This is a genomic window from Kitasatospora sp. NPDC028055 (genome assembly GCF_040637885.1).
Lineage (GTDB): Bacteria > Actinomycetota > Actinomycetes > Streptomycetales > Streptomycetaceae > Kitasatospora.
In genome coordinates this window covers 47,252-68,181 of sequence record NZ_JBEZXE010000042.1, presented here as the reverse complement: position 1 = coordinate 68,181, position 20,930 = coordinate 47,252, and the positions used below count along the sequence as shown (strand labels likewise).

Genomic DNA, 20,930 nt, shown 5'->3' with positions numbered 1-20,930 from the left:
CCCGCGGAGCGGGTCCCTACGGGCCTTCGGCCCTCCGTTCGCGCCTGACCTTCGGTCAGGCGGCGGACCCGCTCCGCGTGTCCGCACCCGGGCTTCGCCCGGGTGGGCCCGGCGCTTCGCGCTCGGGTCGGGCCGCTCCGCTTCGCTCCGGCGGCCCGTGAGGCTGAGGCGCGGTCAACCAGTTGAACAGGGAAAATGGCTGATCTCACAACGGGCTGACTGGGGGAGGGGTGGGCGTCGGGGGGCGTGTGCGGGTCGGCTTCACTCCTCCAGATTGGTCTAGCCCCTCCCGTTCGAAGGCGGGTGGCGGGCGGGGTGCGCTACCCTCGGAGGGTGAGCAATGGTGACCAGTGTATCAGTTGGAGCCTGTCAGGAAACCCTGCCGGAAGCGGGGTCCGCCCCCGGCCTTTCGGGGATTTCCCGGTTTTTCTCCGGGGTGACTGATAGGCTACCGGAAGCCGCTTGCACATTGGCTTTGATTCCCGTCCGCTCTGGCCTCTCGGCCCGGCCGGTGAATGTATCAGAACGCACCGTCAGCAGTTCCTGTCAGATCCCGGCTCCGGCCTGGGGCATTCGAGGGGAGAATTTGTCTGTGAGCGTGGAAACTTTCCTGGCGGAGGATCAGGAGGCCGAGGAGATCACGCTGCGCCATCATCAGGTGGAGGCGCTGGAGGCGATCGTGCGGGGCCTGACGCTGCGTCCGGGGCAGAGTGCGCCGGCGGGGCTGCGGGTGACCGCGCAGATGGCCACGGGCTCGGGCAAGAGCTTCGTGGGGGCGGCGGCCGGGCAGAAGTTGGCGCCCCGCGGCGTGGTCCTGGTCGTGGTGCCCACGCTGGACCTGTTGGTGCAGATGATCCGGGAATGGCGGCGGGGCGGGCGGGCCGGGGAGATGCACGCGGTGTGCTCGCTGGCCGTGGGCGAGCTGCCGTTCGGTGTCCGGGCGAGCACCGGCGGGCGGCAGATCGGCTGGTGGATCGAGCAGGCCGCCCGCAAGCGCCGGCCGCTGACGCTGTTCGCCACCTACTCCTCGGCGGGGGCCGTGGAGGACGCCTACGACTACTACGCCGAGCGCGGCCAGGCGCTGCCGCCGGTGGAGCTGATGGTCTGCGACGAGGCGCACCGCTCCTCCGGCCACGCGGAGAAGACCTGGACGGTCGTCCACGACAACGACCGGATCCCGGCGCTGCGGCGGCTCTACATGACGGCGACGCCGCGCGTGTGGGCGCCGCCGAAGGCCGGCATGCGGCGGCGTGAGGGGGCCCTGCAGCCGCTTCCGGAGGAGCTGGCCTGCTCGATGGACGACCAGCGGATCTACGGGCCGCAGGTGGTCACCCTGGGCCTGGCGGAGGCGATCGACCGGAAGTTGTTGGCGCCGTTCGAGGTGGTGGTGCTGGAGCTGCGCGACCCGGGCGCGGACCGGGAGGCGGCCAAGAAGCAGCCAGTGCCGTGGGGGCCCGGGGTCGGGGAGGCCGAGGACGGCGAGGAGGACCAGGTGCCGGCCGAGCGGATCGCCGCCATCCAGGCCGGGCTGGTGAAGACGATCGTGGAGCGGAAGCTCCGACGGGTCATCACCTTCCACAACCGGACGATCGAGGCCAGGTACTTCTCCGAGACGCTGAACCAGGCCGTTGACCGGCTGCACATCGAAAACCCGGCGAAATACCCGGAGGAGTTCTGGGCGCAGTGGCTCTCCGGTGAGCATGAGGTGGATTTTCGAAAGGAGACCATCCGGGGCTTCGGGACGGCCGAGGACGACGAGGGACTGGCGCACGCCGTGCTCTCGAACTGCAAGGTGCTCGGCGAGGGCGTCGATATCCCGAATGCAGACGCGGTGCTGCTCCAAGGCAGGGGCAGCATGGTGGATATCGTCCAGGCCATCGGCCGGGCCCTACGCATGAAGCCCGACGAGGGGAAGACCGCCAGCCTGATCGTGCCGGTTTTCCTCAAGCCCGGTGAGGAGCCCGGTGACATTCTGGAGTCGGACTCGTATTCGCCGCTCGTCAAGATCCTCAGTGCGATCCGCAGCCACGACGCGCGCGTGGTCGAGGCCCTGGCCGTGCCCCAGAAGTCCGGCAGGCGCACCACCGGTCGTAGCGCGGAAGCACAGGTGGCGCCGGGTGTGAGTGAGGGTTCGCCGTCGTTCTCGCTGCCGGTGCGGTTCCAGTCGCCGGTCGGCTCGGACGTGCTGGCGCTGTTCATCTCCACCCGGGTGCTGACGGGTGAGAATCAGCTCTGGCGTGAAGGGCTTGGGCACGCGCGGCGGTGGTACGAGGAGACCGGCGGGCTGGATGTTCCGTATTCCGCGCGGGTCGGGGAAAACGGGAATTTCCGGCTTGGTGAATGGCTGACGCAGCGCCGGGTGGAATACGCGCACGGTGAATTGGCGCGTCACCGGGTCGAGATGCTCGATGCGCTGGGGATGATCTGGTCCGTCTCGGACGCGCGGTTCGAGGCCGGCTTGGACTGGGCGCGGGTCTGGGCGAAGGAGCACGGCGGGTCGCTGGCGGCGCCGGCGCGGGCCGCGGTCGGCGGGTACGCGATCGGGGCCTGGCTCGCCGGCCTTCGGGCGGCGGCCGAGGTGCCCGCGGGCGAGCCGGGGGCACTGGATCCGGAGCGGCGGGCGGCGCTGGAGGAGATCGACCCGTGGTGGTGCCCGCGCTGGCCGATCACCTGGCAGCGCTCGTACGCGGTGGCCCGGCAGTGGTGGCTGGAGTCGGACGGCCGAGTCGACTGGGCGCAGCTGCCCGTGGAGACGGAGTTCGAGGGCGAGCAACTCGGCCGGTGGGTTCGGGCGCAGCGGGCTGGCTTCGCCGCGCTCGACCAGGAGCAGCAGGACCTGCTCACGGCGATCGGCATCGAGGAGGACCAGGAGCTGGCCGCCGCGCGGGTGGCGGCCGCGGCCCGGCGGAAGGTGTCGCGGGCCGACCGGTTCGCTCAGGGCCTGGCGGCGTTGGCGGCCTTCGTCGAGCGTGAGGGGCACGCTCGGGTCCCGCGCACCCACAAGGAGGACGGGACGTCGCTGGGCACCTGGCTCAACAACCAGAAGGCCCGCCGTGACAAGCTCAGCCCGGAGCAGCTCGGGCAGTTGGAGGCCCTGGGGGTGGCCTGGTAGGTCCGGCCCCGCTCGGGTTCGGTGTTTCGTGTCCGGCTGTACGCTGCGGGTGCCCCGAGAAGGCATTGGAAGGCCGTCCGGCCGGAGCCGTGCCGTGCCAGGCCCGGGCCGATGGATGCAAAGGCCTCTTCCCAGCGCTATTGCGGGGGAAGAGGTGTCGCTCCGGCCGACCGGCTTGCCCACCGGCACTGACCTGCCCGGACGCCTCTGACTGCCGAGCATGGGGAGCGACCTCCGGTGCAACAGTCCAGCGCACCGTTCACGCAACCCCGGCCGGAGCCGGACACGGTCAGGACGGCCGGAACGGGCCGGCCGCCCCGTTAGGCGGCGCCGTGCCGGCTCGGTGCCGTGGGGAGGGGCAACGGGCGGATCCCCTGCACCCTGATCACACCGCTGCGCCGCACCCGGGTGGGGCGCAGCGTACGTTCAGCGGACGTGGTTGATGAACATCCGCGAGCCGTCGTGCAGGTCCAAGGTGGTGCCATGTCCGACCGCTGGCGGGTTCGGGCGTGCCGAGTAGATGTCGACCGCTGCGATCTCGCCCGGGTCCGCGGCGAGCAGGGCGGCGACGAGGGCGTGCTCGACGGCGGCCAGGTCGCCCAGCTCGGCGGGCATCGCGGGCCCGGCTGGCTTGTCGCCCAGCACCGGTGCCGGGTCCGACTTCGCGTCCCACTTCTCGCCGGGGGCGCTGACCACCACGATCTGCCAGCGGCTGCTGCGCCCGGCCGCGTTGACGGTGATGCCGTACGGGTGCCGGCCGCCGTCCTCGAACGGCTTCGCGGTGGCGCCCGGCAGGGTGGCGGCGGCATCGAGGAGGAGCTGCTGGAAACGGGCAGGGCGCATGAACGATCCTTCGAACGTGGGGGCTCTGCACGTCACCGTAGTAGCAGCCACGTGCGAGCGCGGAGCCGACGTCCTCAACTTCGGCGGCGGTGCCTACGCCTTCGCCTGGCGCGATCCGGGCCGGATGAGCGGCTCCATGCTGTCGAACACGTGCGCCGGAGTGTTCCTCTTCCTGCTGACGTACCTGGCGCAGCACGTCGAGGTCCTCTGGCGTTGACCGTCCTGGCTTGCCGGTCCACGCCCGCTCGGGGGTTCGGGTGCGGACAGGCTCGCCCAGTCTCCGCCGCAGGGCAGCCCGATGGCGGGCGGGTTGGTGCGGGCGGCGTCAGGGCGTGTCGCCCTGCCAGTCCCAGCGGCGCGGGTCGGCGGCCCGGGGCTCGTAGTGCGCCCGCCCGCCACCGCCGTAGCGGCCGAGCTCGGTCATCAGCGCCGCGCCATCGGCGAGGTCCCCGGCGTCCCAGCCGGTGACGTCCAGGAGAAGGCCGTCGAGCGGGCCGCCGACCAGCTCCCGGTAGGAACGGCCGGGTAGCGGACCAGAATCGGGGGCCCCGTGGTCCGCCCCGTAGACCCGGCCTCTCAGCAGCACCTCGTCATCGTCCATGCCGGCCAGCATCCCAGCCGCCACCGACACCACGCGGGCTGGTTCGCGAAGTCACCACCAGGCCGGTTCGACATCCTCGTTCTGGCCGTCCTCCTGGCCGCCGGATTCGCCGGGGCGGCCAGCCTCTAGGTTCCGGGTCTCGTCGTGGAGCAGCTCGGTGATCCAGTCGGCGACGTCGACGGGCAGGCGCAGGGTGCGCTGTTCGATGTCGTAGGGGGTGCCGATGGTCAGCCAGATGTCGGCCCCGGCCCCGGTGCCCGCGTGGGGACCAGGGCCGGGGGCGGCGGCGTGGGTGAAGGCGTCGAGGGCGGCTGCGAGGTCGGCGGCCGCGCCCTCGCTGTCGTTGCCGGTGTTCACCAGCTCGCCGGGCCGTCGGGGTCGGTGGGCTGCTGGGTGCGGCGGATCGTGTCGGGGTGGTGGAGGTACCAGCCCCAGTCGTCCGGTCCGCTGCCCCAGCGGACCAGGGCGACCCAGGTGGTGGAGCCCTGGTGCAGGCGCCAGGACTCGATGCGGCACGGCCGCCAGTGGCCGCCGAGCCGGATCTCCGCCCAGCGCCAGCGCGGCTCCGTGGTCCAGCAACGGCCCGGGCCGGACATCAGCGTCCGGGGCGCCGGCACGGCGTCCCCGGGCCGGTGCTCAGGGTGGCCGGGGCGGGGGCGGGAGAAGGGGGCTGCGCGGGTCACACCTCCAGCTTAATCGAACACGCGTTCCTATTTGCTGCAGGGAGTCAGGGCTTGCGCTTGAGCAGCAGCCCGAGAACGGTGCGGGCCTCACGGCGGCGGGCGGGGCTTGGGGCGGCGACGGCGGTGATCGCGAGGGCGGTGAGAGTGAGCAGGTAGCCGGTGGCCGAGGTGGCCAGGGCGATGGCGGCGGGGTCGACGGCGGTGGCGTTCACGGGGTTCTCCGGTCAGGGGTGGCCGCGCCCGGCCGGTTCGGTGCGGGCGCGGCGGCGGGCGGGTCAGTGGGAGGCGAGTTCCTGGAGCCGGTCGGCGATGGCGTCGGTGGGCAGGCTCAGCAGGCCGGCGGCCTCGTCCTCGCGGGGCAGGCCGTTGACCGCCTCGCGCAGCGCGCGGTGGGGGCGGGGCAGGCCGGCCGGGTCGGGTACGGGCGGGGCCAGGCGGGAGGCCAGGCGGGCGTAGCCGGGCAGGTCGGGCACCTTGGGGGCGATGGGGACGATGGTTCCGTCCTCCAGGCAGGCGGCCTGGTGGAACCAGTGCTCGGCGTCGCGCAGCTCGCCGCGGCGCAGGTGGTGCAGGTACATGCAGTAGGCGGCGAGGTGGCTTCCGGCGCCGGCGGCGAACATCCACCACCAGGTGGCCGAGTGGTTGCGCTCGGAGAGGTCGAGGAGACAGCCGAAGATCAGGGCGCCGCCGGGCTCCCAGTCGTAGATAAGGGTCTCGACCTTCTCCCAGGCTCCGGGTTCGTTGATGACGATCGTGTCCAGGGCCCGCAGATCGCGGCGGGCGTCGGCGTGGATGCCCGCCGACCCCGGGAGCGGCTGGGCGGCGGAGACGCTGGCGCGCTCGTCGCTGCGGGCGGCCAGGCCGTCGGCGACGTAGCGCAGGCCGGCGTCCATGTCGTAGCGGGGGAGGTCGGCGGGCTGGACCCCCGCGGCGTTGAGCAGGAAGTCGATGTTGGGGAGAGGTCCGTCCTCGCGAGTTGTCACTGTCACTCCTGGTCCTTCGTGGTGGTGCCGGGTCGCAGGAGCCGGCGGGATCGGAGCTGGGCCTCCAGCCTGGTGCGGGCCTGCGTCGTCAAGGACTTCACCGTCCCCTCGTCCGTGCCCATGGCCTGCGCCGCGCCCGCCACCTTGAGACCGACGACGAAGCGCAGCACGATCACGTCGAACTTGGCCGCCGACAGACCCTTGATGGCCTCCCCGAGTGCCATGCCCGCCTCCAGCCCGTCGATGCCGGTGGTGACGGCGTCCAGGTCGTCCAGCCACGGTTCCCACTCCAGGCGCAGCGCCACGGAGAAGGCGACCCGTTCGTCGAGGCGGTCCTTGAGCTCGCGTTCGGCCTCGACCAGGTGGCGCATGGCGGCCCAGGCGGTGGCGGCGGGCTGGGGGTAGGTCAGGATCTCGTCGAAGCAGTCGGCGAGTTCGAGGAAGGCTTCGCTGACGACCTTCTGGGCGAGGTGGGCGTCGCCCAGGCAGGCGTAGGCGTAGTCGAAGTACGCGTCGGCGTGGAGCCTCTGGAATCCCTCCAGTGTTATGGGGAGTTCCACGCCGGAGCTGGTGCCGGCGGTGTCGGCGGTGGGTGGCTCGGTCACGACGACGCCTCCCCGGTGGCCGGGTCCGGGACGCCGCCGCGCGGCCGGCGGGAGCGGCCGGGGCAGGACGGGACGGACGCGGCGGCGGGCCGCGATGGGACGGGGGGTTGGATGCACATGGGCGTGAGGGGTCCTTCGTCGATGGTCAGGGAACCAGTCGCATGGTCACGCTCCGCTGGGGAGGATGAGCGCGCTGTGCCGATAGGTGCATCAAATCGTTCGAACAGACGAAAGGTTCACGACGCGAAGGTAAAGTCTTACGGAGCGTCACATTCCGATGTTTAGGTGCCAGGCTCCGACTCCAACCGTCGCTGTGCGGTCAGAGCCAATCCGCACGGCGGTAGTCCGGCACACCGTCCCTTCAACACGTGGAAGCAGGACGCCCGCGCGGCGGCCCGCTTCGAACACCCTTGTTCGGGGATCCTGCGCTCGCCCGAGCCTGCCCGCGAGGCCGCAAACCGGCTCGGGCGGGCGGCTTCCGGGGAACATCGCACGGCTGGCGCGCGGGGCGGTGCCCCCGGTGGTGGGACGTCGCCCCCAAAGGGCTGCGACCAGACGACGAAGCGGCGAAGGCGCTCAGGACGCGGGGTGGCCCGCCGCCAGAGGTTGCCGCTCTTCCGCGAGCTCGGGAGCGGACGGGGCCTGGTCGAGCGCATCCTGCACGCACTCGACGAACGCGGCCAGCTCACCGCCGGGCAGGATGCTGCGCAGCAGCAGCACGATGTGCCAGGCCTCGTGGAAGCCGTCCCCGCGGTCGTCCAGGTCCCCGATCGCGCGGCAGAGGGCGCCGTCGAAGTACCGGACGAAACCGAGGCCGGGAAGCGGCCCGCCACGGTGCTGGTCGTCCTTGGCGAGTCCGTCGAGGACCGCTTTCATGTAGGTGTCGAGCAGCGGGTCGGGCAGGATCTCGGCCATCGCGCACACCGCCGTGACGGCCAGGTGGTACCGGGCAGGCGGATTCCGGCGCGCGTCGAAGCGATCAGCCACGTACCCGGCCAGGGCGAAGCGGAATCGAGTGGTGTCCACGCTGCCAGGAAGCCACGCGGCCGACGATTCGACGCGCTCGACCCGCTGGCAGGGCAGCAAGTCGTCTAGTCACATTCGGCGTCGCCTCCCCGGTAACCGGGAACCGCCGGGGAGCCCGGCCCGCCAGGCTGCGCACTCCCCGTTTTCCTCCCGGGTCGCCTACTTCCTCGGGCGGCCGAGCTGGCGCACCTTCCAGCCCGCGGCACGCCACCGGTCGGGGTCGATGGTGGTGCGGCAGTCGACGAGCACCGGGTTGGCGGGCAGATCCACCAGGGTGCCGGGGTCGATTTGCCGGTACTGGGGCCACTCGGTGGCCAGGGCGACCAGTTCGGTGCCGGTGAGCGCGGCGGTCAGGTCGGCGGTGTAGTCGAGTTCGGGGTTGCGCAGCATCGCGTTGGTGACGGCCTGGGGGTCGTGGACGGTGACGGCGGCGCCGACCCGGTGCAGGGCGAGCGCGAGCGCGAGAGCGGGGGATTCGCGGACGTCGGAGGTGTTGGGTTTGAAAGCGGCGCCGAGGACGGTGACCCGGGTGCCCTGGAGGTGCTGGTCGCCGAGGGCTTCGGTGATGAGCTCCATGGCGACGCCGGTGCGTGACTCGTTGATCCTCTCGGCGGCGAGCAGCAGGGCGACGGCGTCGTCGGCGCCGAGCTGCTTGGCGCTGGCGGTGAAGGCGCGGACGTCCTTGGGCAGGCAGCCGCCGCCGTAGCCGAGGCCGGGCTGCATTCCGCCGGCGCCGATGCGCGGGTCGATGCCGAGGATCTCCACGATGCGGCTGATGTCACCGCCGGCGGCCTCGCACATGTTCGCGACGGCGTTGATGTAGGAGATCTTGAGGCCGAGGAAGGTGTTGGCGGCGCCCTTGGCGAGTTCGGCGGTCGCGAGGTCGCAGACGAACAACGGGACACCGGTGTCCAGGATCGCGGCGTAGACCTCGCGGATCGCCTTCTCGCCCTCGGCGCCGGTGACTCCGGCGATGATGCGGTCCGGGCGCAGGGTGTCCTGGACGGCGTGGCCTTCGCGCAGGAACTCCGGGTTCCAGACGACGGTGACGTCGGTGCCGGCCGGGGCCAGGCGCTGGGCGAGGGCGGTGACCTGTTCGGCGGTGCCGACGGTGACGGTGCTCTTGCCGACGATGGTGCAGGCGGTGGTGAGGTGGGGGGCGAGCTGGCGGATGGCGCCGTAGACCTGGCTGTTGTCATAGGAACGGCCGTCGGCGTCGATCGGGGTGCCGACGCCGATGAAGTGCAGCTCGGCGAAGGCGGCAGCCTCGGTGATGTCGGTGGTGAAGCGCAGGGCCCCGCTGGCGGTGTGCTCGGCCAGCAGCTCGGGCAGGCCGGGCTCGAAGATGGGGCATTCGCCGGCGTTGAGGCGGGCGACCTTGTCGCGGTCGACGTCCACGCCGATGACCTCGTGGCCGAGTGCGGCCATCGCCGCCGCGTGCGGGATGCCGAGGTGGCCACAGCCGATCACGGAGACGCGCATGGAGGGGTCCTTGTCTGGGCGCAGGGGCACACCGTCACTCGGTGTGCCCCTGACGCTACCTGGTGTTGGACGGGGGTCGTGACCGGTCCGGGGTCAGCCGGCGGAGGTCGGCGGGTCCGCCGGGTCCGGGCCGGGCCGGGTGTGCAGGAGCTCGGCCAGGCGGCCCAGAGCGGGGATGGCCTCGGAGCGCACGACGACGTCGCCCTGCCGGGCGCCTTCGATCAGGTACTCCTTGTGGACGCCGCGCTCGGTGACGCCCTCGGTGTCGAGGAAGAAGACCTTCAGCCCGCGCTCGCGGGCGCGCTTTTGGACCTCTCGGCGGTCGGCGTGCAGGCCGATCACCAGCAGGGACCGGGCCTCGGCGGGGTAGTCCATGGGCGGCGTCTTCTCGTCGTAGCGGCGCATGAACGCCTCCGTCATCCCGGCCCGGGCGAAGAGCCGGTCGAAGTTGTGGGTGGCCACCGGGCCGACCGCGTGCCCGGCGTCGTACAGGGTTTTCAGGGTCCGGTGGGCTTCGGTGGGCTCCGCCTTGAGCAGGCGGCGGAACATGCTGACCATGTCGTCGATCTTGCGGACGGTGTCGGTTAGCACCTCTTTGACCAGGATGTCCCGGGTGGGGGTCATGGTGAAGGCGTAGCCCTGGGTCAGCTCGTCGCCGGTGCGGGCGGTGACCCGGTAGACCTCGTGCAGCCAGTGCAGCGGCGGTACCCCGGCCTCGATGCTGGTGCCGCACCCGGCCTCCACCACGAAGGGCAGGTGGTCGAGGATGCCGGACAGGTCGGCGGCGTACTCGGGGGTGCCGCGTTCCTCCTTCACGCGCATCCCGCCGGCCAGCACGTCCCAGGGCAGGTTCCGCGACGCCCTGGCGAGCTGGTAGTCCGTGGACTGGATCAGCACGTCGATTGAGCGGAACCCGGCGGGGGTGTCCCGGTCGGCCCGCTCGTCCTGCGGGTGGATGTCGAACTCGGTGATCGTGGCGAGGAGGTCGCCGCGACGCCAGGTGTCGCCGGTGGGCTTCCAGCGGCCATCGGCCAGCCACTTCTCCAGGTCGTCGCGGTGTGCGGCGATCTCGTCGGCCGGGGCCAGCCAGGAGACGTACAGGTACAGCTCGTCCATGACCAGGCGGTCGGTGGGGCGGGAGCGGTCGACGTTGTAGTGGAGGCGGTAGTGGACGACGCGGCGCCGGCCGTTGTCGTCCTCGGTCCAGCCGGACTGCTCGGCGTTGCGCGGGTCCTGGGTGCGCCGCCAGATGCCCTCCTCGATGCCGGGGCTGCGGCCGCCCGGCTCGGGGGCAAAGTGCTCGCGCCAGAGCCGGGACTGCTCGGCGGTCAGGGAGTCGATCACGACGAAGGGCAGAAGCACGGGATTCTCCTCGGTGTTCGCGGGCCCGGCCGGGCCCGAGCGGCTGGGTTCGGTTCAGGTGAGGTCGGTGAGCGCGCCACGCAGCGCGCCGGTCAGGTGGTCGAGGTCGGTATCGGTGGCGATCAGCGGCGGGGCCACGACCAGGCCTTCGCCGCGCGGCTCGCCGGCGCCGGTGAACGGGTAGAGGAGGACGCCGCGGCGCTCGGCCCGCTCAAGCAGCGGCCACAGCAGGCCGGGCTCGACCTGAACGCCGTACAGGAGGCCCAGCCCGCGCACCGCCTGCACCCCGGGCAGGCCGGTCAGGGACCTGAGGCCCTCACCGAGCCGTTCTCCGCGCTCGCGCAGCGCCCTGTGGTGGAGGGCCTCCAGCTCGTCCAGGACGCCCAGGCAAGCGGCCGCCATGAGCGGGTGCGCGGCCATGGTGCCCATCGCGGGCAGCGGGTCCGCGCCCTCGTGGTGCAGCAGCGGCGCGAGGTGGGGGGCCGCCAGCACAGCGGCCACCGGGGTGTACCCGGCGCCCAGGCCCTTGGAGAGGATCACGATGTCCGGCTCGCAGCCGGCCCAGCGGTTGCTGGCCAGCGGGGTGCCGGTACGCCACAGTCCGGTGAGGACCTCGTCGTGGATCACCAGCACGTTGCGCTCGCGGCAGATCTCGCCGACGCGGCGCAGGTATCCGGCGGGCGGCACGAAGGCGCCTCCGGTGGTGCCGTTGACCGGCTCCAGCAGCACGGCGGCGACGTTGTCCGCGCCGCGGGCGTCGATCGCCTTCGCGACTTCCTCGGCGCAGTCGGCGGTGCACGCCTGGCCGCCGTCGTGGGGGTGGGTCGGCGGGTACGGGGCGGGGAAGCCCGGAGCCAGGCCCATCGCGTCGTCCGGGTGGGGGCGGCGGGCGTGATTGCCGGCCAGAGCGAGGGTGAACGCGCTCATCCCGTGGTAGCTCAGGTCGCTGGTCAGGATGTCGCCGCGCCGCTTGCCGTCGCGCACCCGGGTGATGGTGCGGGCCAGCCCGATGGCGACCTCGACACCGAGGGTGCCGCAGGTGACCAGCGCGACGGAGTCCTCGGGGCGGCCGACCGCCGCGCACAGGCGCTCCGCCAGCTCCAGCTGGATGTGCGGTCGTACCACGGCGGCGCCGCCGTAGGTGTACCGGGCGAACTGCGCCTCGATGCGGGCCAGGACCCTCGGGCTGCTCTGGCCGACGTTGGTGCACAGCAGCCCGGACGAGCCGTCGAGCACCGGGGTGCCGTCGGCGCGGTGGAGCCAGGCACCGCTCGCGCCGACGACCTCCCAGTCCGGCGTGGGCCGGGACGACGTCAGCAGACGCTTGCGGCGGGACGGATATCGGTCCACCGATGTGTTCCCCCTCTCGGAGGGGCGGCACACCGCGCCGCCCCGATGTCGCCATGGGGTGCCCGCACTCGGCCGGTTGGCTGCCGGCCCGGCGGTGGCCAGGCGTCGGTGCCCGGTGTGGACTCAGGGAACCGCGCATCGCGGCGCTGACGCGATGTCAGAAGACGGTGAAATTGCGATGAAAGATGGGTCCGTCCTTGGAATTTCCACGGGCTCGGCACTGTCGCGCAGCGTGGCCGCTTCGCTACCGTCTGAGGGGTAAGGGGCGGCAGTGGCGCATCCCGGGGGTCTCATGGGCAGGGCGAACGACACGATTCGGCGCGTGCGCGAGGTCGAGTGGGAGCTCTCCCGCGTCGACGCCGCCGCGTTCCTGGTGAAGCAGTCGATCGAGGCGGGCGAGCCGGTCTTCCTGGTGCCCCGCACGATCGCGAACTGGGAGGACGGCAAGAGCAAGTGGCCGCTGGCCAAGTACCGCCGCCTGCTTCACCGGGTGACCGGCCGTAGCGCCATCGAACTGGGCTTCACGGAGCCGGGCTACCGCGGCCGGTCGGCCCCGCCCGGCACGGCAGAGACGACGAAGGGCGATGACGAGGACATGCACCGACGCAGCCTGATCCTCGGCCTGGGGGCCGCGGTGCTGACCACCGCGGCCCCGAGCGGTGCGAGTGCCGCACCGCTGTCGGGCGCGGGGCCAGCTCTGGGGCGCGACCACCTCCAGGCGCTGAGGGAGGCCGAGCAGGCGCTGTACGAGATGGATCGCGACCGCGGCTCCGCCGACCTCGCCGAGCAGGCCGCCACCGCGCTGAGCACCGCCCAGACCTGGCTGGCGCACGGCCGCTACAACGAAGGCCTCGGTCGCGAGCTCCACACCGCGACCGGCATGCTCTCCGTCGCCGCCGGCTGGCTCGCACTCGATGCCGGGCGCACCAAGGACGCACGCTCCCTCTACACCGAGGCCCTGGCCAGCGCCCGTCACGCCGACGACCCCGGCCTGGAAGCCCACGCCTTCGCCTGCCTCTCGCTCCTCGCCCACGCCACCGGCCGTCCCCGCGAAGCCGTCGGCACCGCCCAGGTCGCACAGCGCGCGGCCGCCGGACTCGGCTCCCCGCGCTGGTTGGCGCTCCTGGCGATGCGGGAGGCCCGCGGCTGGGCGCTGCAAGGCGAGCGCCCGCTCACCGAACAGGCCCTCGTACGGGCCTACGACCTGTACGCCAAGGGCCCGCGGGAGGCCGACCCGGACTGGCTGGAGTTCTTCGTCCCCGCCGAACTCGCCGGGCTGGAGTCACTCTGCCGCGCCGACCTCGGCCAGTTCGACCGCGCCTGCGCAGGCGCCGAGCAGGCCGTCATGCTGTTCTCCGGCGGCCACGCCCGCAACGCCGCGCTCTACACCGCCGACATCGCCCTGCACCAGGCCCGCCGGGAACGGCCCGACCTCGACGCCGCCGTCGACGCCGGCCACCGCACCCTCGCCTACCTCAAGGATGTGCACTCCGAGCGGCTCGCCCGCGCCGTCCACAACATCGCCACCTCGCTGGGGCCCCACCGGAAGGTGCCGCGGGTGGCCGAGTACCTCGACGCCCACCGCGCCGCCGTGGCCGCCTGATGGACACCACGGACACCTCCGGCACCTCGCCGGTGTCCCTGCGGCGCCACGGCGCCGCCGACACCGCCGCACTCCTCGACACCCTCACCGACATCTGGGCCGACGCCCACAGCGGCAACCACGACGTCGCCCTCGCCGGATTCACCCCCGACACCCTGCGGCGCCAGATCACCGCACACACCCGCCACGAGCGGTTCACCCTGATCGTGGCCTCGCTCGCCGGCCACGACATCGGCTTCGCCTACGGCTTCCGCTGCTCCCCCGCCTACTGGTTCGGCGCGCAACTCCTGCTCGCCATCCCCCCCGAGGCCCGCACCACCGCCGCCCTCGCCGGGATCTGCGAACTCGCCGTCCGCACCCACCAGCAGGGCCAAGGCATCGGCACCCATCTCCACGCCGCACTGCTGGAAGCACTGCACGCCGAGTGGGCGTCCCTGCTCGCCATGCCCGGCGACCGACCCGCCCGACGCCTCTACGACCGCTTCGGATACCGGTACGTCGGCCCCTACCACCCCGGACCGGACCAACCGGCGCTCGACCTCCTCCTACTCCGCACACCAACGTGACCCGCCGGGACCGAGCCGAGCCGACGTCAAGCCGGACCGCCAGAAACCGCGTCGACCCCGGACCCCTGGAGCAGCCGGGTGCGCGCCAGTCGGCTCATGACCGGGCGCAGCGCGGCCGGGGCGAGAAGGACTGACCGACCTCGGCTTCGTCTGCACCACCACGGTCTGACCCGACGGCCTGCCCGCGCGGGTGCTCAGCCGCGGCCGCGGGCAGCAGGGTCCAGGGCAGCGACGTGCCCGGCGACCGCGTCCACGCCGGGAGGCGTGCCGGGAGCGGGGCCAGCAGTATCGGGGTGCTGGTGCCGTTCTCCGCGTCGTGGGTCAGGGTGCAGTGTCCAGCCCTGCAGTTCCTCCCATTGCTCGGGGCGGGCCAGCGGGTTGGCCAGCAGCCGGGTGGTCTCCTCGAAGATCTCCTCGGCCCGCCGGTAGGACCCGCGTCGGCCCACTCACGGGTTCAACGACGTGACGCCGCCGGAGGTACCAGGACGGCGGCCACAGCCTGAGCGGGCAGCCGAGCGGTGTGGCGGCGGCGCGGGCGCAGCCGGGCAAGGCGCCGCGGCCGGGGAGGTCGGGCTGGGGCGAGTTCGGCAGGCCTGGCGGGTCGTACCGACTGCCGGGTGCCGGGCGGTGCAGGGTCGGAGCCGGGCTCGAGGAGCGCTTCGAGGCGGGCGGCGGCCTCGGGCCGGTGACGGGCGTGGCAGGGCCAGCCGGGACAGGCACCGGATCGGTAGGGGGTGCGCTCGGTCACGGTCCTGCACCGCGCGCAGGTCATCATCTGGGCATCTTCGCCGCGCTGTTCCACCGGGCCGTCCCGTTCGTGCTCGTGGTCCTGATCCCCATCGACCGTACGGCGCAGCGGGGCCCGCGGGGCGCCGCGGTGGGGTGAGGTGTCCCACGCTGCGGTCGGCCGGTTTGCCGTGGGGGCGGGTGCCAGCCGTTCCAGGCCTCCGCACATCGGTACACCGCTGGTGTACCAGCGGTGTACGATCGCGGTATGGCTGATGCGACGATCAAGGTTTCCCCTGATACGCGTGACCGGCTGGCCGCCCTCGCGGCGGCCCGCAAGACCACGATCGGCGCCCAGGTGGCCCTCCTGGTACAGGCGCTGCCCACCGAGGAGCAGATCGCTGAGCGCGTCACCGAAGGCCGCCGGCTGCTGAGGGAGCACTTCGGGATGACCCTCACCGACACGGAGCTGGACGATGGCCCGGACCTGCTGCAGCGGGTCTACGACATCGCCGCGGCCGACGCGCGCGCCAAGGTCGCCCCGAGGCGCAGCGCGTGATCATTCTGGATTCCAGTGCCCTGTCCGCGCTGGCCGCAGGTCACCCGCGTCTGCACCGGATCGTCGACGCTGCCCTGGGCAGTCCGTTCCAGCATCTGCTGGTGCCGGTGCTGTGCGTGGTCGAGGCCGAGGTCAAGGACGAGGGCGCGGCGCACGCGGTCATGGCGTTGCCCGCGCTCGAGTTCGAGCCGCTGGACGCGAGCACGGCGGTGGTGGTGGCGACCATGGTGCGCGACGGCTACGGCGGTCCGGACCTGGCCCACACCATCGCGACGAGCCTGCCGACCCCGGCGCGGCCGTTGCAGCACCTGATCCTGACGGCCCGTCCGGAGCTGTATCCGCCCGGGGTCTCCACCGTCGACATCGACGACCCCCGTCTGGAGCCGTAGGTGCCGCTGCCGGGTGCGTTAGGGGAGGAACTCGAAGCGGGTGAGGGTGCGCGCATCCTCACCGAGGAGATCCTGCCCGCCGTGCTGCGCGGCGCCGTGGCGCAGGAGCGGCCGGTGGTGCTGCTGGTTGCGGGGCCACCGGGCAGTGGCAAGACCACCCTGGGGAACCAGCTGCACGCCGTCCTGGACATGCGGGGCGGGGCGGTGCGGGTGGGATCCGACCTGTACAAAGCCGCGCACCCCCAGTACGGGACGTTCTTGGCCGAGGACGTGCGGATCGCCGGTGTCGGGGTGCGGGCGGACACCCGGCGGTGGCAGGCCGAGGTGGAGGCGTGCGTGCGTGCCCACCGGCTGGACGCGGTGGTGGAGACCGCCCTCGCGGACTCGGGCGAGGCCAGGGCCCAGGCGCTGGCGTACCGGGCGGCCGGGTACCGGGTGGAGGTGGTGGCGCTGGCGTGCGCGGCGGCGGTCAGCCAGCTGGGGGTGCTGGAGCGCTACCTCGGTGACGGGGAGGGTGCCGGGCGGTGGGTGTCGTGGGCCAACCACGACGAGTGCGCCCGCGAGCTGGCCCGGGTCCTGGGCGTCCTGGAAGAGGAGCGCCTGGTGGACCGTGTCACGGTCGTGCGGCGTGGCCTGGAGGTCCTGTACAGCAACGAACTCGTCGACGGGTCGTGGGTGCGGCGCCCCGGAGCGGTCAATGCCGTGGAGGCCGAACAGGCCCGCTGGTGGGACGCGGTGGAGACCGCGTCCTTCCGCCGGTCCCTGGCCCGCACCGAGCGGGCCCTGGTACGGGCGGAGGCCCGGCTCCCGGCCGACCGGGTCCTGGCCGTCGTACGGGACACGGAACGGTGCGCGGCGCTGGCCGAGCCGGTGCGGCGCACCGCCCAGCCGGTCCCCGGGCCGCCCGGCGTCGACTACCACCGGCTGTCCGCCGACGAGCACGAGTGGACGTATCTGAACCTGATCCTCCCGGACCTGGGGGAGATGGTGGCGCAGGATCGGCCCGTCGTCGTCTACGTGATGGGGGCGCCCGGGGCAGGCAAGACCTCGGCCACGATGATGGTGCGCCGGGCGCTGCGGCAGCGGAGGCCGGTATGGATCACGGGCGAGCTGTTCAAGGCGGCCCACCCGGACTACTTCCGGCTGCTGCGCGAGCACCCGCGCACCGCCTCCGCCCGGATCCGGGCGGACTACAAGGCGTGGCAGGCCCGGGCCGAGAAGTTGGTGCGCCAGCGGCGCGCGGACGCCGTGATCGAGGTCGCCCCCGGCAGCGCCCGGGCCTTCCTCGCCGACGCCGGGGCGTGGCGGCAGGCCGGGTACCGGGTCGAGCTGCTGGTGCTGGACGTCCGCGCGGCCGACAGCCGTCAGGGCACCGCCCTGCGCTACGCCGAGGTCAGCCGCGGCGGCACCCGCCCGGGCCGCTTCACCACCGCCGCCGGTCACGACCGGTGCCTGGCAGCGGTGCTGGAGTGCGTGCAGGCCGTCGAGGAGCAGCACCTGGTGGACCACCTCAGCGTGGTGCGGCGCGACGGCACCGCCGTCTTCCGCAACACCCTCGGGCCCGACGGCCAGTGGGACGGGCCGGCCGGTGCGACGCTCGCCGTCCGGGCCGGGCAGGTGCGGCCCTACGGTGAGCAGGAGGCCCGCCAGTTTCTCGCCCGCCAGCGCGAGCTGCGCGCGGCGTTGCCGCAGTACCGGCGGGAGGTCGACGCGATCACCCGCCTCGCCTGGCCGCTGCTACCCACCGCACTCCAGCCCGGCCGGATCGCCTTCGCCCCGCCCGCGGCCCTCCCGGCCCCTCGCTACGCGCCGGTGATCTCACTGAGCCTGGCGTCGTAGTCGGCCTCGAGCCGCTCTAGCTCCTCCCTGGTCATCTCCGGCAGGTCGCGCAGCGCGTCGACGCAGAGGGCGCGCTCGGCCAGCAGACGCGCGACGCGGCCCGGATCGGTTCCCGGGCGCCGGCGTTCGCCACGGATCCGCTCGGCGTACCAGGCGGCGACCTGCTCGATCTTCTCCACGATCCGGGCGCGGGTGTCGTCGTCGCCGCTGCTGTCCGGTGCGCCGGGACCGGTGCCGGCCGGGACGTACTGGTCGGGACGCTCGGGGTCGTGCACGGGAAGCCGCCTCGTTCTCGAGTCTGCGCAGGCCAGGGTTCTGACAGCTCGGAGCCTACGGCCGCTGGTCGCATCCGCCGGGACCGGGCCGCCCGCGGCCCGCGAGGGCGTAGGTTGATGCCTGGTCAGACCGTGCGGAAGGGGGAGTCGTCGATGGCGGGGCGGGATCTGCGGGCGCTGTTCGGCTCGAACGACCGGAGCCTGGGCACCGGGGAGACGTTCACCAACCGGGAAAGGCAGTGGGCCGCGGTCGCCAGCGCGCTCGGCGAACACCTGGCCCGCGTCACCGCTCCCGGCTTCGACGTCCAGGACCTGGAAGCCCCACGGCACAACGTGCTCGTCATCCACGGGGTCGGCGGCATCGGCAAGACCACGCTCTCCCGCAAGGTGGAGGCCGCCCTCGCCGACGCCAGCCGGCGCCCCGCCCAGTGGGGCGCCCCCTCCTGGCCCGACAGCCCGCGCCTGCTGCCGGTACGCATCGACCTGGCCAGGGCCGCCGGCACCGACTTCGAGCAGCTCGTCCTCACCCTGCGCCTGGCGCTGGCCCGCCACGTCGGCCGCGCCCTGCCCGCCTTCGACATCGCGCTGCGCCGCTACTGGGACGCCGCGCACCCGGGCGAGCCCCTGGAGGAATACCTGCGCCGCCGCGGGCTGGCCGCGATGGCGGGCGATGCGCTGCCCGGCCAGATCAAGGGCGCCGTAGGCGAGGCCGCCCAGCAGCTCGCGCTGCCCGGCGTGGTCGGCTCCGCCGCGGGGCAGGTCGCCGCCGCCCTGGTCACGGCCCTGCGCGAGCGCCATGAGAAGGCCCGGGCGCTCGCCGGCTGCATGCGCCTGGCGGACCTGCTGGAGGCCGAACCCGACCTGGAGTCCTTCGCCTACTACGCGCACCTGCTGGCGTGGGAGATCGCCCGGCTTCCCCCCAAGAAGGCGGCGGTGCCGGTGGTGCTGCTGGACGGCTTCGAGGACATCGGCGACCGCACCCACCGCGACCTGGAACGCCTCATCCAGCGGGTGGTGTGGCTGATGCCGGGCGCGTTCTTCATCGTCACCGGCCGCAGCCGGCTGCAGTGGGCCGACCCCGCGCTGCAGGGCCAGCTCGACTACACCGGCCCCGCCGCCTGGCCCGACCTCGCCACCGCCTCCGCCCCGGCGCTGCTGCCCGCAGCCCGCACCCCCGGCCCGGCCGGCACGACCTCGCAGGCCGGTGCGCGCCAGCTGCTGATCGGCGACTTCTCGCCGGAGGACTGCGAGGACTACCTCGCCCACCGCCTCACCACCGCAGACGGCCAGCCCCTCATCCCCGCCGGCATCCGCGCCGTCATCGCCCGCCGCTCCCACGGCCTACCGCTCTACCTCGACCTCGCCGCCCTGCGCTTCCTGGAGATCCGCCGCACCCGCACCCCGGCCGACGACGACTTCGAGGCCGACTTCCCGGCCCTCGTCGCCCGCACCCTCCAGGACCTCACCGCCGACGAGCGCCACGTCCTTCGGGCTACCTCTCTGCTGGACGCGTTCGACGTGCCGCTCGCCACGGCCGCGGCCGGCATGGACCGCGACGCCCCCGCGCTGCGGCTGATCGAGCGGCCCCTCGTGCACGAGGAGCCGGCCGCGCTGTGGCCGTACCACCTGCACGCCCTGGTTCGCTCCACCCTGCGCGGCGCCGACGACCGCACCGACGACCGCTGGTCCGACCAGGACTGGCGGCGCGCCGCCAACCGCGCCCACACCGCCCTCGGCACCCAGTGGACCACCGCCGCCACCGGCGGCCGCGCGCTGCTGGTCGGCTGCCTGCGCCAAGGGCTGCGCCTGGCCCGCGACCACCGCCTCGACCTCGGCTGGCTCGCCGACGCCGCCTGGGCCTACGTCGCCGACTCGATCTGGGAACCCCTCGCCCCGCCCGCCCCCGACAACCCCACCGGACAGGCCGGGTCGGCCACCGCGGGCGGGCCGGACAGCACCGTCGCCGTGCTGGAGACCCCGGCGGACGCCCTGGTGGAGACCCTCGCCGCGCTCGCCGCCCGCCAGCGCGAGCACCGCACCCGCACCGCCGACCGCCTCACCCGCGTCATCGACAGCACCCTGCTCCCCGCAGACCTGACCGACATGGCCCTCTACTACCGGGCCAAAGCCCACCGCGACCTCGGCCGCGGCACGGCCTCGCGCCAGGGCATGCAGCAGGTCGCCGCCGGCACCACCCGCCTCGCCCCCGCCGCCCAGACCCTGGGCTGGGCCGGCCGCCAGCACCGCGTCCTGGGCGACCTGTGGTGGGTGCACGCCGAGATGGACCAGGCCGCCGCCGCATACGAGGCCGCCCGCGCCGACGCCGAACAGCACGCCGTCGCCGGCGAACGCGCCACCTCCCAGGCCCAGCTCGCCTTCGTCCGCGCCTTCACCGACCCCGCGACGGCCGACGACGACCTCGACCTCGCCGCCCAGCTCCTGGCCGGCCTCGACCTGCGCGCCACCACCCTCACCACCCACATCGCCGCCCTGGTCCGCGACGCCGGCACCGGCGGCCAGGAGTACCTCGACCGCGCCGCCGTCCTCGAGACCGAGATCCGCGCCTCCGGCGTCCGCGCAGCCCACACCACCCTCGCCCTCGCCCGCTGCTTCCACCACGCCGTCCTCGACGACGACAACGGCCTGGACACCGCGATCCGCGACCTCGACCAGGCCGTCCGCGACCGTGACTACGCCTACTACACCGACATCGCGGCGTTCATGGCCGGCCGCGACCTCCAATTCCCCTCCTCCGCCCGCTGGCTCGACGGCGACCAGGCCGTTCGCGCCCGCTGGCGCGCCCTGGTCACCGCACGCCAGCACCCCGACCGGTGAACCGCGAACCCGCCACCACGGTCCGGGGCCGCACGAGCGCCGCCGGGCAGCGCGCCGTACGACGCACCACCATCACTAGTGGCCCTGGCCG

At 73.3% G+C, this 20,930-nt stretch carries 21 protein-coding genes; 8 read left to right on the top strand and 13 right to left on the bottom strand.

Going from position 1 to position 20,930, the window contains the following annotated elements:
* Window positions 1-598: 598 nt before the first annotated feature.
* Window positions 599-3,112 carry a Helicase associated domain protein gene (locus AB0F71_RS31295; protein ID WP_360241456.1) on the top strand — a complete coding sequence of 838 codons (2,514 nt, stop codon included), beginning with the start codon at window positions 599-601 and terminating at the stop codon, window positions 3,110-3,112.
* A gap of 426 nt (window positions 3,113-3,538) precedes the next feature.
* On the opposite strand, the gene AB0F71_RS31290 is transcribed toward AB0F71_RS31295, so the two are convergent.
* Window positions 3,539-3,955 carry a hypothetical protein gene (locus AB0F71_RS31290; protein WP_360241453.1) on the bottom strand — a complete coding sequence of 139 codons (417 nt, stop codon included), beginning with the start codon at window positions 3,953-3,955 and terminating at the stop codon, window positions 3,539-3,541.
* Between AB0F71_RS31290 and AB0F71_RS31285 the strand changes: the two genes are divergently transcribed.
* Window positions 3,954-4,172 (top strand): hypothetical protein, encoded by a 219-nt coding sequence (locus AB0F71_RS31285; RefSeq protein WP_360241450.1) that lies wholly within the window; start codon window positions 3,954-3,956, stop codon window positions 4,170-4,172. The genes AB0F71_RS31290 and AB0F71_RS31285 overlap by 2 nt on opposite strands.
* 108 nt (window positions 4,173-4,280) lie before the next feature.
* Here AB0F71_RS31285 and AB0F71_RS31280 read toward each other — a convergent pair whose 3' ends face one another.
* From AB0F71_RS31280 to AB0F71_RS31235, 10 genes are all read right to left on the bottom strand, one after another.
* Window positions 4,281-4,556, bottom strand: coding sequence for a hypothetical protein (locus AB0F71_RS31280; protein WP_360241447.1), 276 nt, complete (start codon window positions 4,554-4,556; stop codon window positions 4,281-4,283).
* 51 nt (window positions 4,557-4,607) lie between these two features.
* On the bottom strand, window positions 4,608-4,913 hold the full coding sequence (locus AB0F71_RS31275) for a hypothetical protein (RefSeq protein WP_360241444.1): 306 nt from the start codon (window positions 4,911-4,913) through the stop codon (window positions 4,608-4,610).
* Entirely contained in the window at window positions 4,910-5,239 is a 330-nt protein-coding gene (locus tag AB0F71_RS31270; protein WP_360241441.1) for a hypothetical protein, read from the bottom strand. Before AB0F71_RS31270 ends, AB0F71_RS31275 begins: the two co-directional genes overlap by 4 nt.
* A 44-nt stretch (window positions 5,240-5,283) precedes the next feature.
* Complete coding sequence (locus AB0F71_RS31265; RefSeq protein WP_360241438.1) at window positions 5,284-5,451, bottom strand: hypothetical protein; 168 nt, start codon at window positions 5,449-5,451, stop codon at window positions 5,284-5,286.
* Between the two features lie 63 nt (window positions 5,452-5,514).
* Complete coding sequence (locus tag AB0F71_RS31260; RefSeq protein ID WP_360241435.1) at window positions 5,515-6,222, bottom strand: hypothetical protein; 708 nt, start codon at window positions 6,220-6,222, stop codon at window positions 5,515-5,517.
* 2 nt (window positions 6,223-6,224) lie between these two features.
* Window positions 6,225-6,827, bottom strand: a complete 603-nt coding sequence (locus AB0F71_RS31255) for a sigma-70 family RNA polymerase sigma factor (protein ID WP_360241432.1) — start codon at window positions 6,825-6,827, stop codon at window positions 6,225-6,227.
* Window positions 6,828-7,403: 576 nt separating this feature from the next.
* Window positions 7,404-7,853, bottom strand: a complete 450-nt coding sequence (locus AB0F71_RS31250; protein ID WP_360241429.1) for a hypothetical protein — start codon at window positions 7,851-7,853, stop codon at window positions 7,404-7,406.
* Between the two features lie 159 nt (window positions 7,854-8,012).
* Entirely contained in the window at window positions 8,013-9,335 is a 1,323-nt protein-coding gene (locus AB0F71_RS31245) for a UDP-glucose/GDP-mannose dehydrogenase family protein (RefSeq protein ID WP_360241426.1), read from the bottom strand.
* A 93-nt stretch (window positions 9,336-9,428) separates the two neighbouring features.
* Window positions 9,429-10,697: a hypothetical protein gene (locus tag AB0F71_RS31240; RefSeq protein WP_360241423.1), complete on the bottom strand. Its 1,269-nt coding sequence runs from the start codon at window positions 10,695-10,697 to the stop codon at window positions 9,429-9,431.
* Window positions 10,698-10,751: 54 nt separating this feature from the next.
* Window positions 10,752-12,047, bottom strand: a complete 1,296-nt coding sequence (locus tag AB0F71_RS31235) for an aspartate aminotransferase family protein (protein ID WP_360241420.1) — start codon at window positions 12,045-12,047, stop codon at window positions 10,752-10,754.
* 322 nt (window positions 12,048-12,369) lie between these two features.
* Between AB0F71_RS31235 and AB0F71_RS31230 the strand changes: the two genes are divergently transcribed.
* Window positions 12,370-13,650 carry a hypothetical protein gene (locus tag AB0F71_RS31230; RefSeq protein ID WP_360241417.1) on the top strand — a complete coding sequence of 427 codons (1,281 nt, stop codon included), beginning with the start codon at window positions 12,370-12,372 and terminating at the stop codon, window positions 13,648-13,650.
* On the top strand, window positions 13,650-14,216 hold the full coding sequence (locus tag AB0F71_RS31225) for a GNAT family N-acetyltransferase (protein WP_360241414.1): 567 nt from the start codon (window positions 13,650-13,652) through the stop codon (window positions 14,214-14,216). The genes AB0F71_RS31230 and AB0F71_RS31225 overlap by 1 nt, the downstream gene beginning before the upstream one ends.
* 194 nt (window positions 14,217-14,410) lie before the next feature.
* On the opposite strand, the gene AB0F71_RS31220 is transcribed toward AB0F71_RS31225, so the two are convergent.
* Window positions 14,411-14,662 carry a hypothetical protein gene (locus AB0F71_RS31220; protein ID WP_360241411.1) on the bottom strand — a complete coding sequence of 84 codons (252 nt, stop codon included), beginning with the start codon at window positions 14,660-14,662 and terminating at the stop codon, window positions 14,411-14,413.
* A 548-nt stretch (window positions 14,663-15,210) separates the two neighbouring features.
* Between AB0F71_RS31220 and AB0F71_RS31215 the strand changes: the two genes are divergently transcribed.
* Genes AB0F71_RS31215 through AB0F71_RS31205 form a run of 3 tightly spaced genes read left to right on the top strand, consistent with a single transcriptional unit; the run spans window position 15,211 to window position 17,729 of the window.
* Window positions 15,211-15,501, top strand: a complete 291-nt coding sequence (locus tag AB0F71_RS31215; protein ID WP_360241408.1) for a hypothetical protein — start codon at window positions 15,211-15,213, stop codon at window positions 15,499-15,501.
* On the top strand, window positions 15,498-15,890 hold the full coding sequence (locus tag AB0F71_RS31210) for a hypothetical protein (RefSeq protein WP_360241405.1): 393 nt from the start codon (window positions 15,498-15,500) through the stop codon (window positions 15,888-15,890). Before AB0F71_RS31215 ends, AB0F71_RS31210 begins: the two co-directional genes overlap by 4 nt.
* Window positions 15,891-17,729 (top strand): zeta toxin family protein, encoded by a 1,839-nt coding sequence (locus AB0F71_RS31205; protein WP_360241402.1) that lies wholly within the window; start codon window positions 15,891-15,893, stop codon window positions 17,727-17,729.
* Here AB0F71_RS31205 and AB0F71_RS31200 read toward each other — a convergent pair.
* Complete coding sequence (locus AB0F71_RS31200) at window positions 17,693-18,004, bottom strand: hypothetical protein (protein WP_360241399.1); 312 nt, start codon at window positions 18,002-18,004, stop codon at window positions 17,693-17,695. The two genes, AB0F71_RS31205 and AB0F71_RS31200, sit on opposite strands and share 37 nt — an antisense overlap.
* A gap of 153 nt (window positions 18,005-18,157) precedes the next feature.
* Here AB0F71_RS31200 and AB0F71_RS31195 point away from each other — a divergent pair, with 153 nt between their 5' ends.
* On the top strand, window positions 18,158-20,839 hold the full coding sequence (locus AB0F71_RS31195; protein WP_360241396.1) for an ATP/GTP-binding protein: 2,682 nt from the start codon (window positions 18,158-18,160) through the stop codon (window positions 20,837-20,839).
* Window positions 20,840-20,930 lie beyond the last annotated feature (91 nt).

Coding starts and splice junctions, on each gene's coding strand:
- AB0F71_RS31245 (WP_360241426.1), bottom strand. CDS start 9,335: ATGCGCGTCTCCGTGATCGGCTGTGGCCACCTCGGCATCCCGCACGCG.
- AB0F71_RS31195 (WP_360241396.1), top strand. CDS start 18,158: ATGGCGGGGCGGGATCTGCGGGCGCTGTTCGGCTCGAACGACCGGAGC.
- AB0F71_RS31290 (WP_360241453.1), bottom strand. CDS start 3,955: ATGCGCCCTGCCCGTTTCCAGCAGCTCCTCCTCGATGCCGCCGCCACC.
- AB0F71_RS31225 (WP_360241414.1), top strand. CDS start 13,650: ATGGACACCACGGACACCTCCGGCACCTCGCCGGTGTCCCTGCGGCGC.
- AB0F71_RS31215 (WP_360241408.1), top strand. CDS start 15,211: ATGGCTGATGCGACGATCAAGGTTTCCCCTGATACGCGTGACCGGCTG.
- AB0F71_RS31280 (WP_360241447.1), bottom strand. CDS start 4,556: ATGGACGATGACGAGGTGCTGCTGAGAGGCCGGGTCTACGGGGCGGAC.
- AB0F71_RS31285 (WP_360241450.1), top strand. CDS start 3,954: ATGAACGATCCTTCGAACGTGGGGGCTCTGCACGTCACCGTAGTAGCA.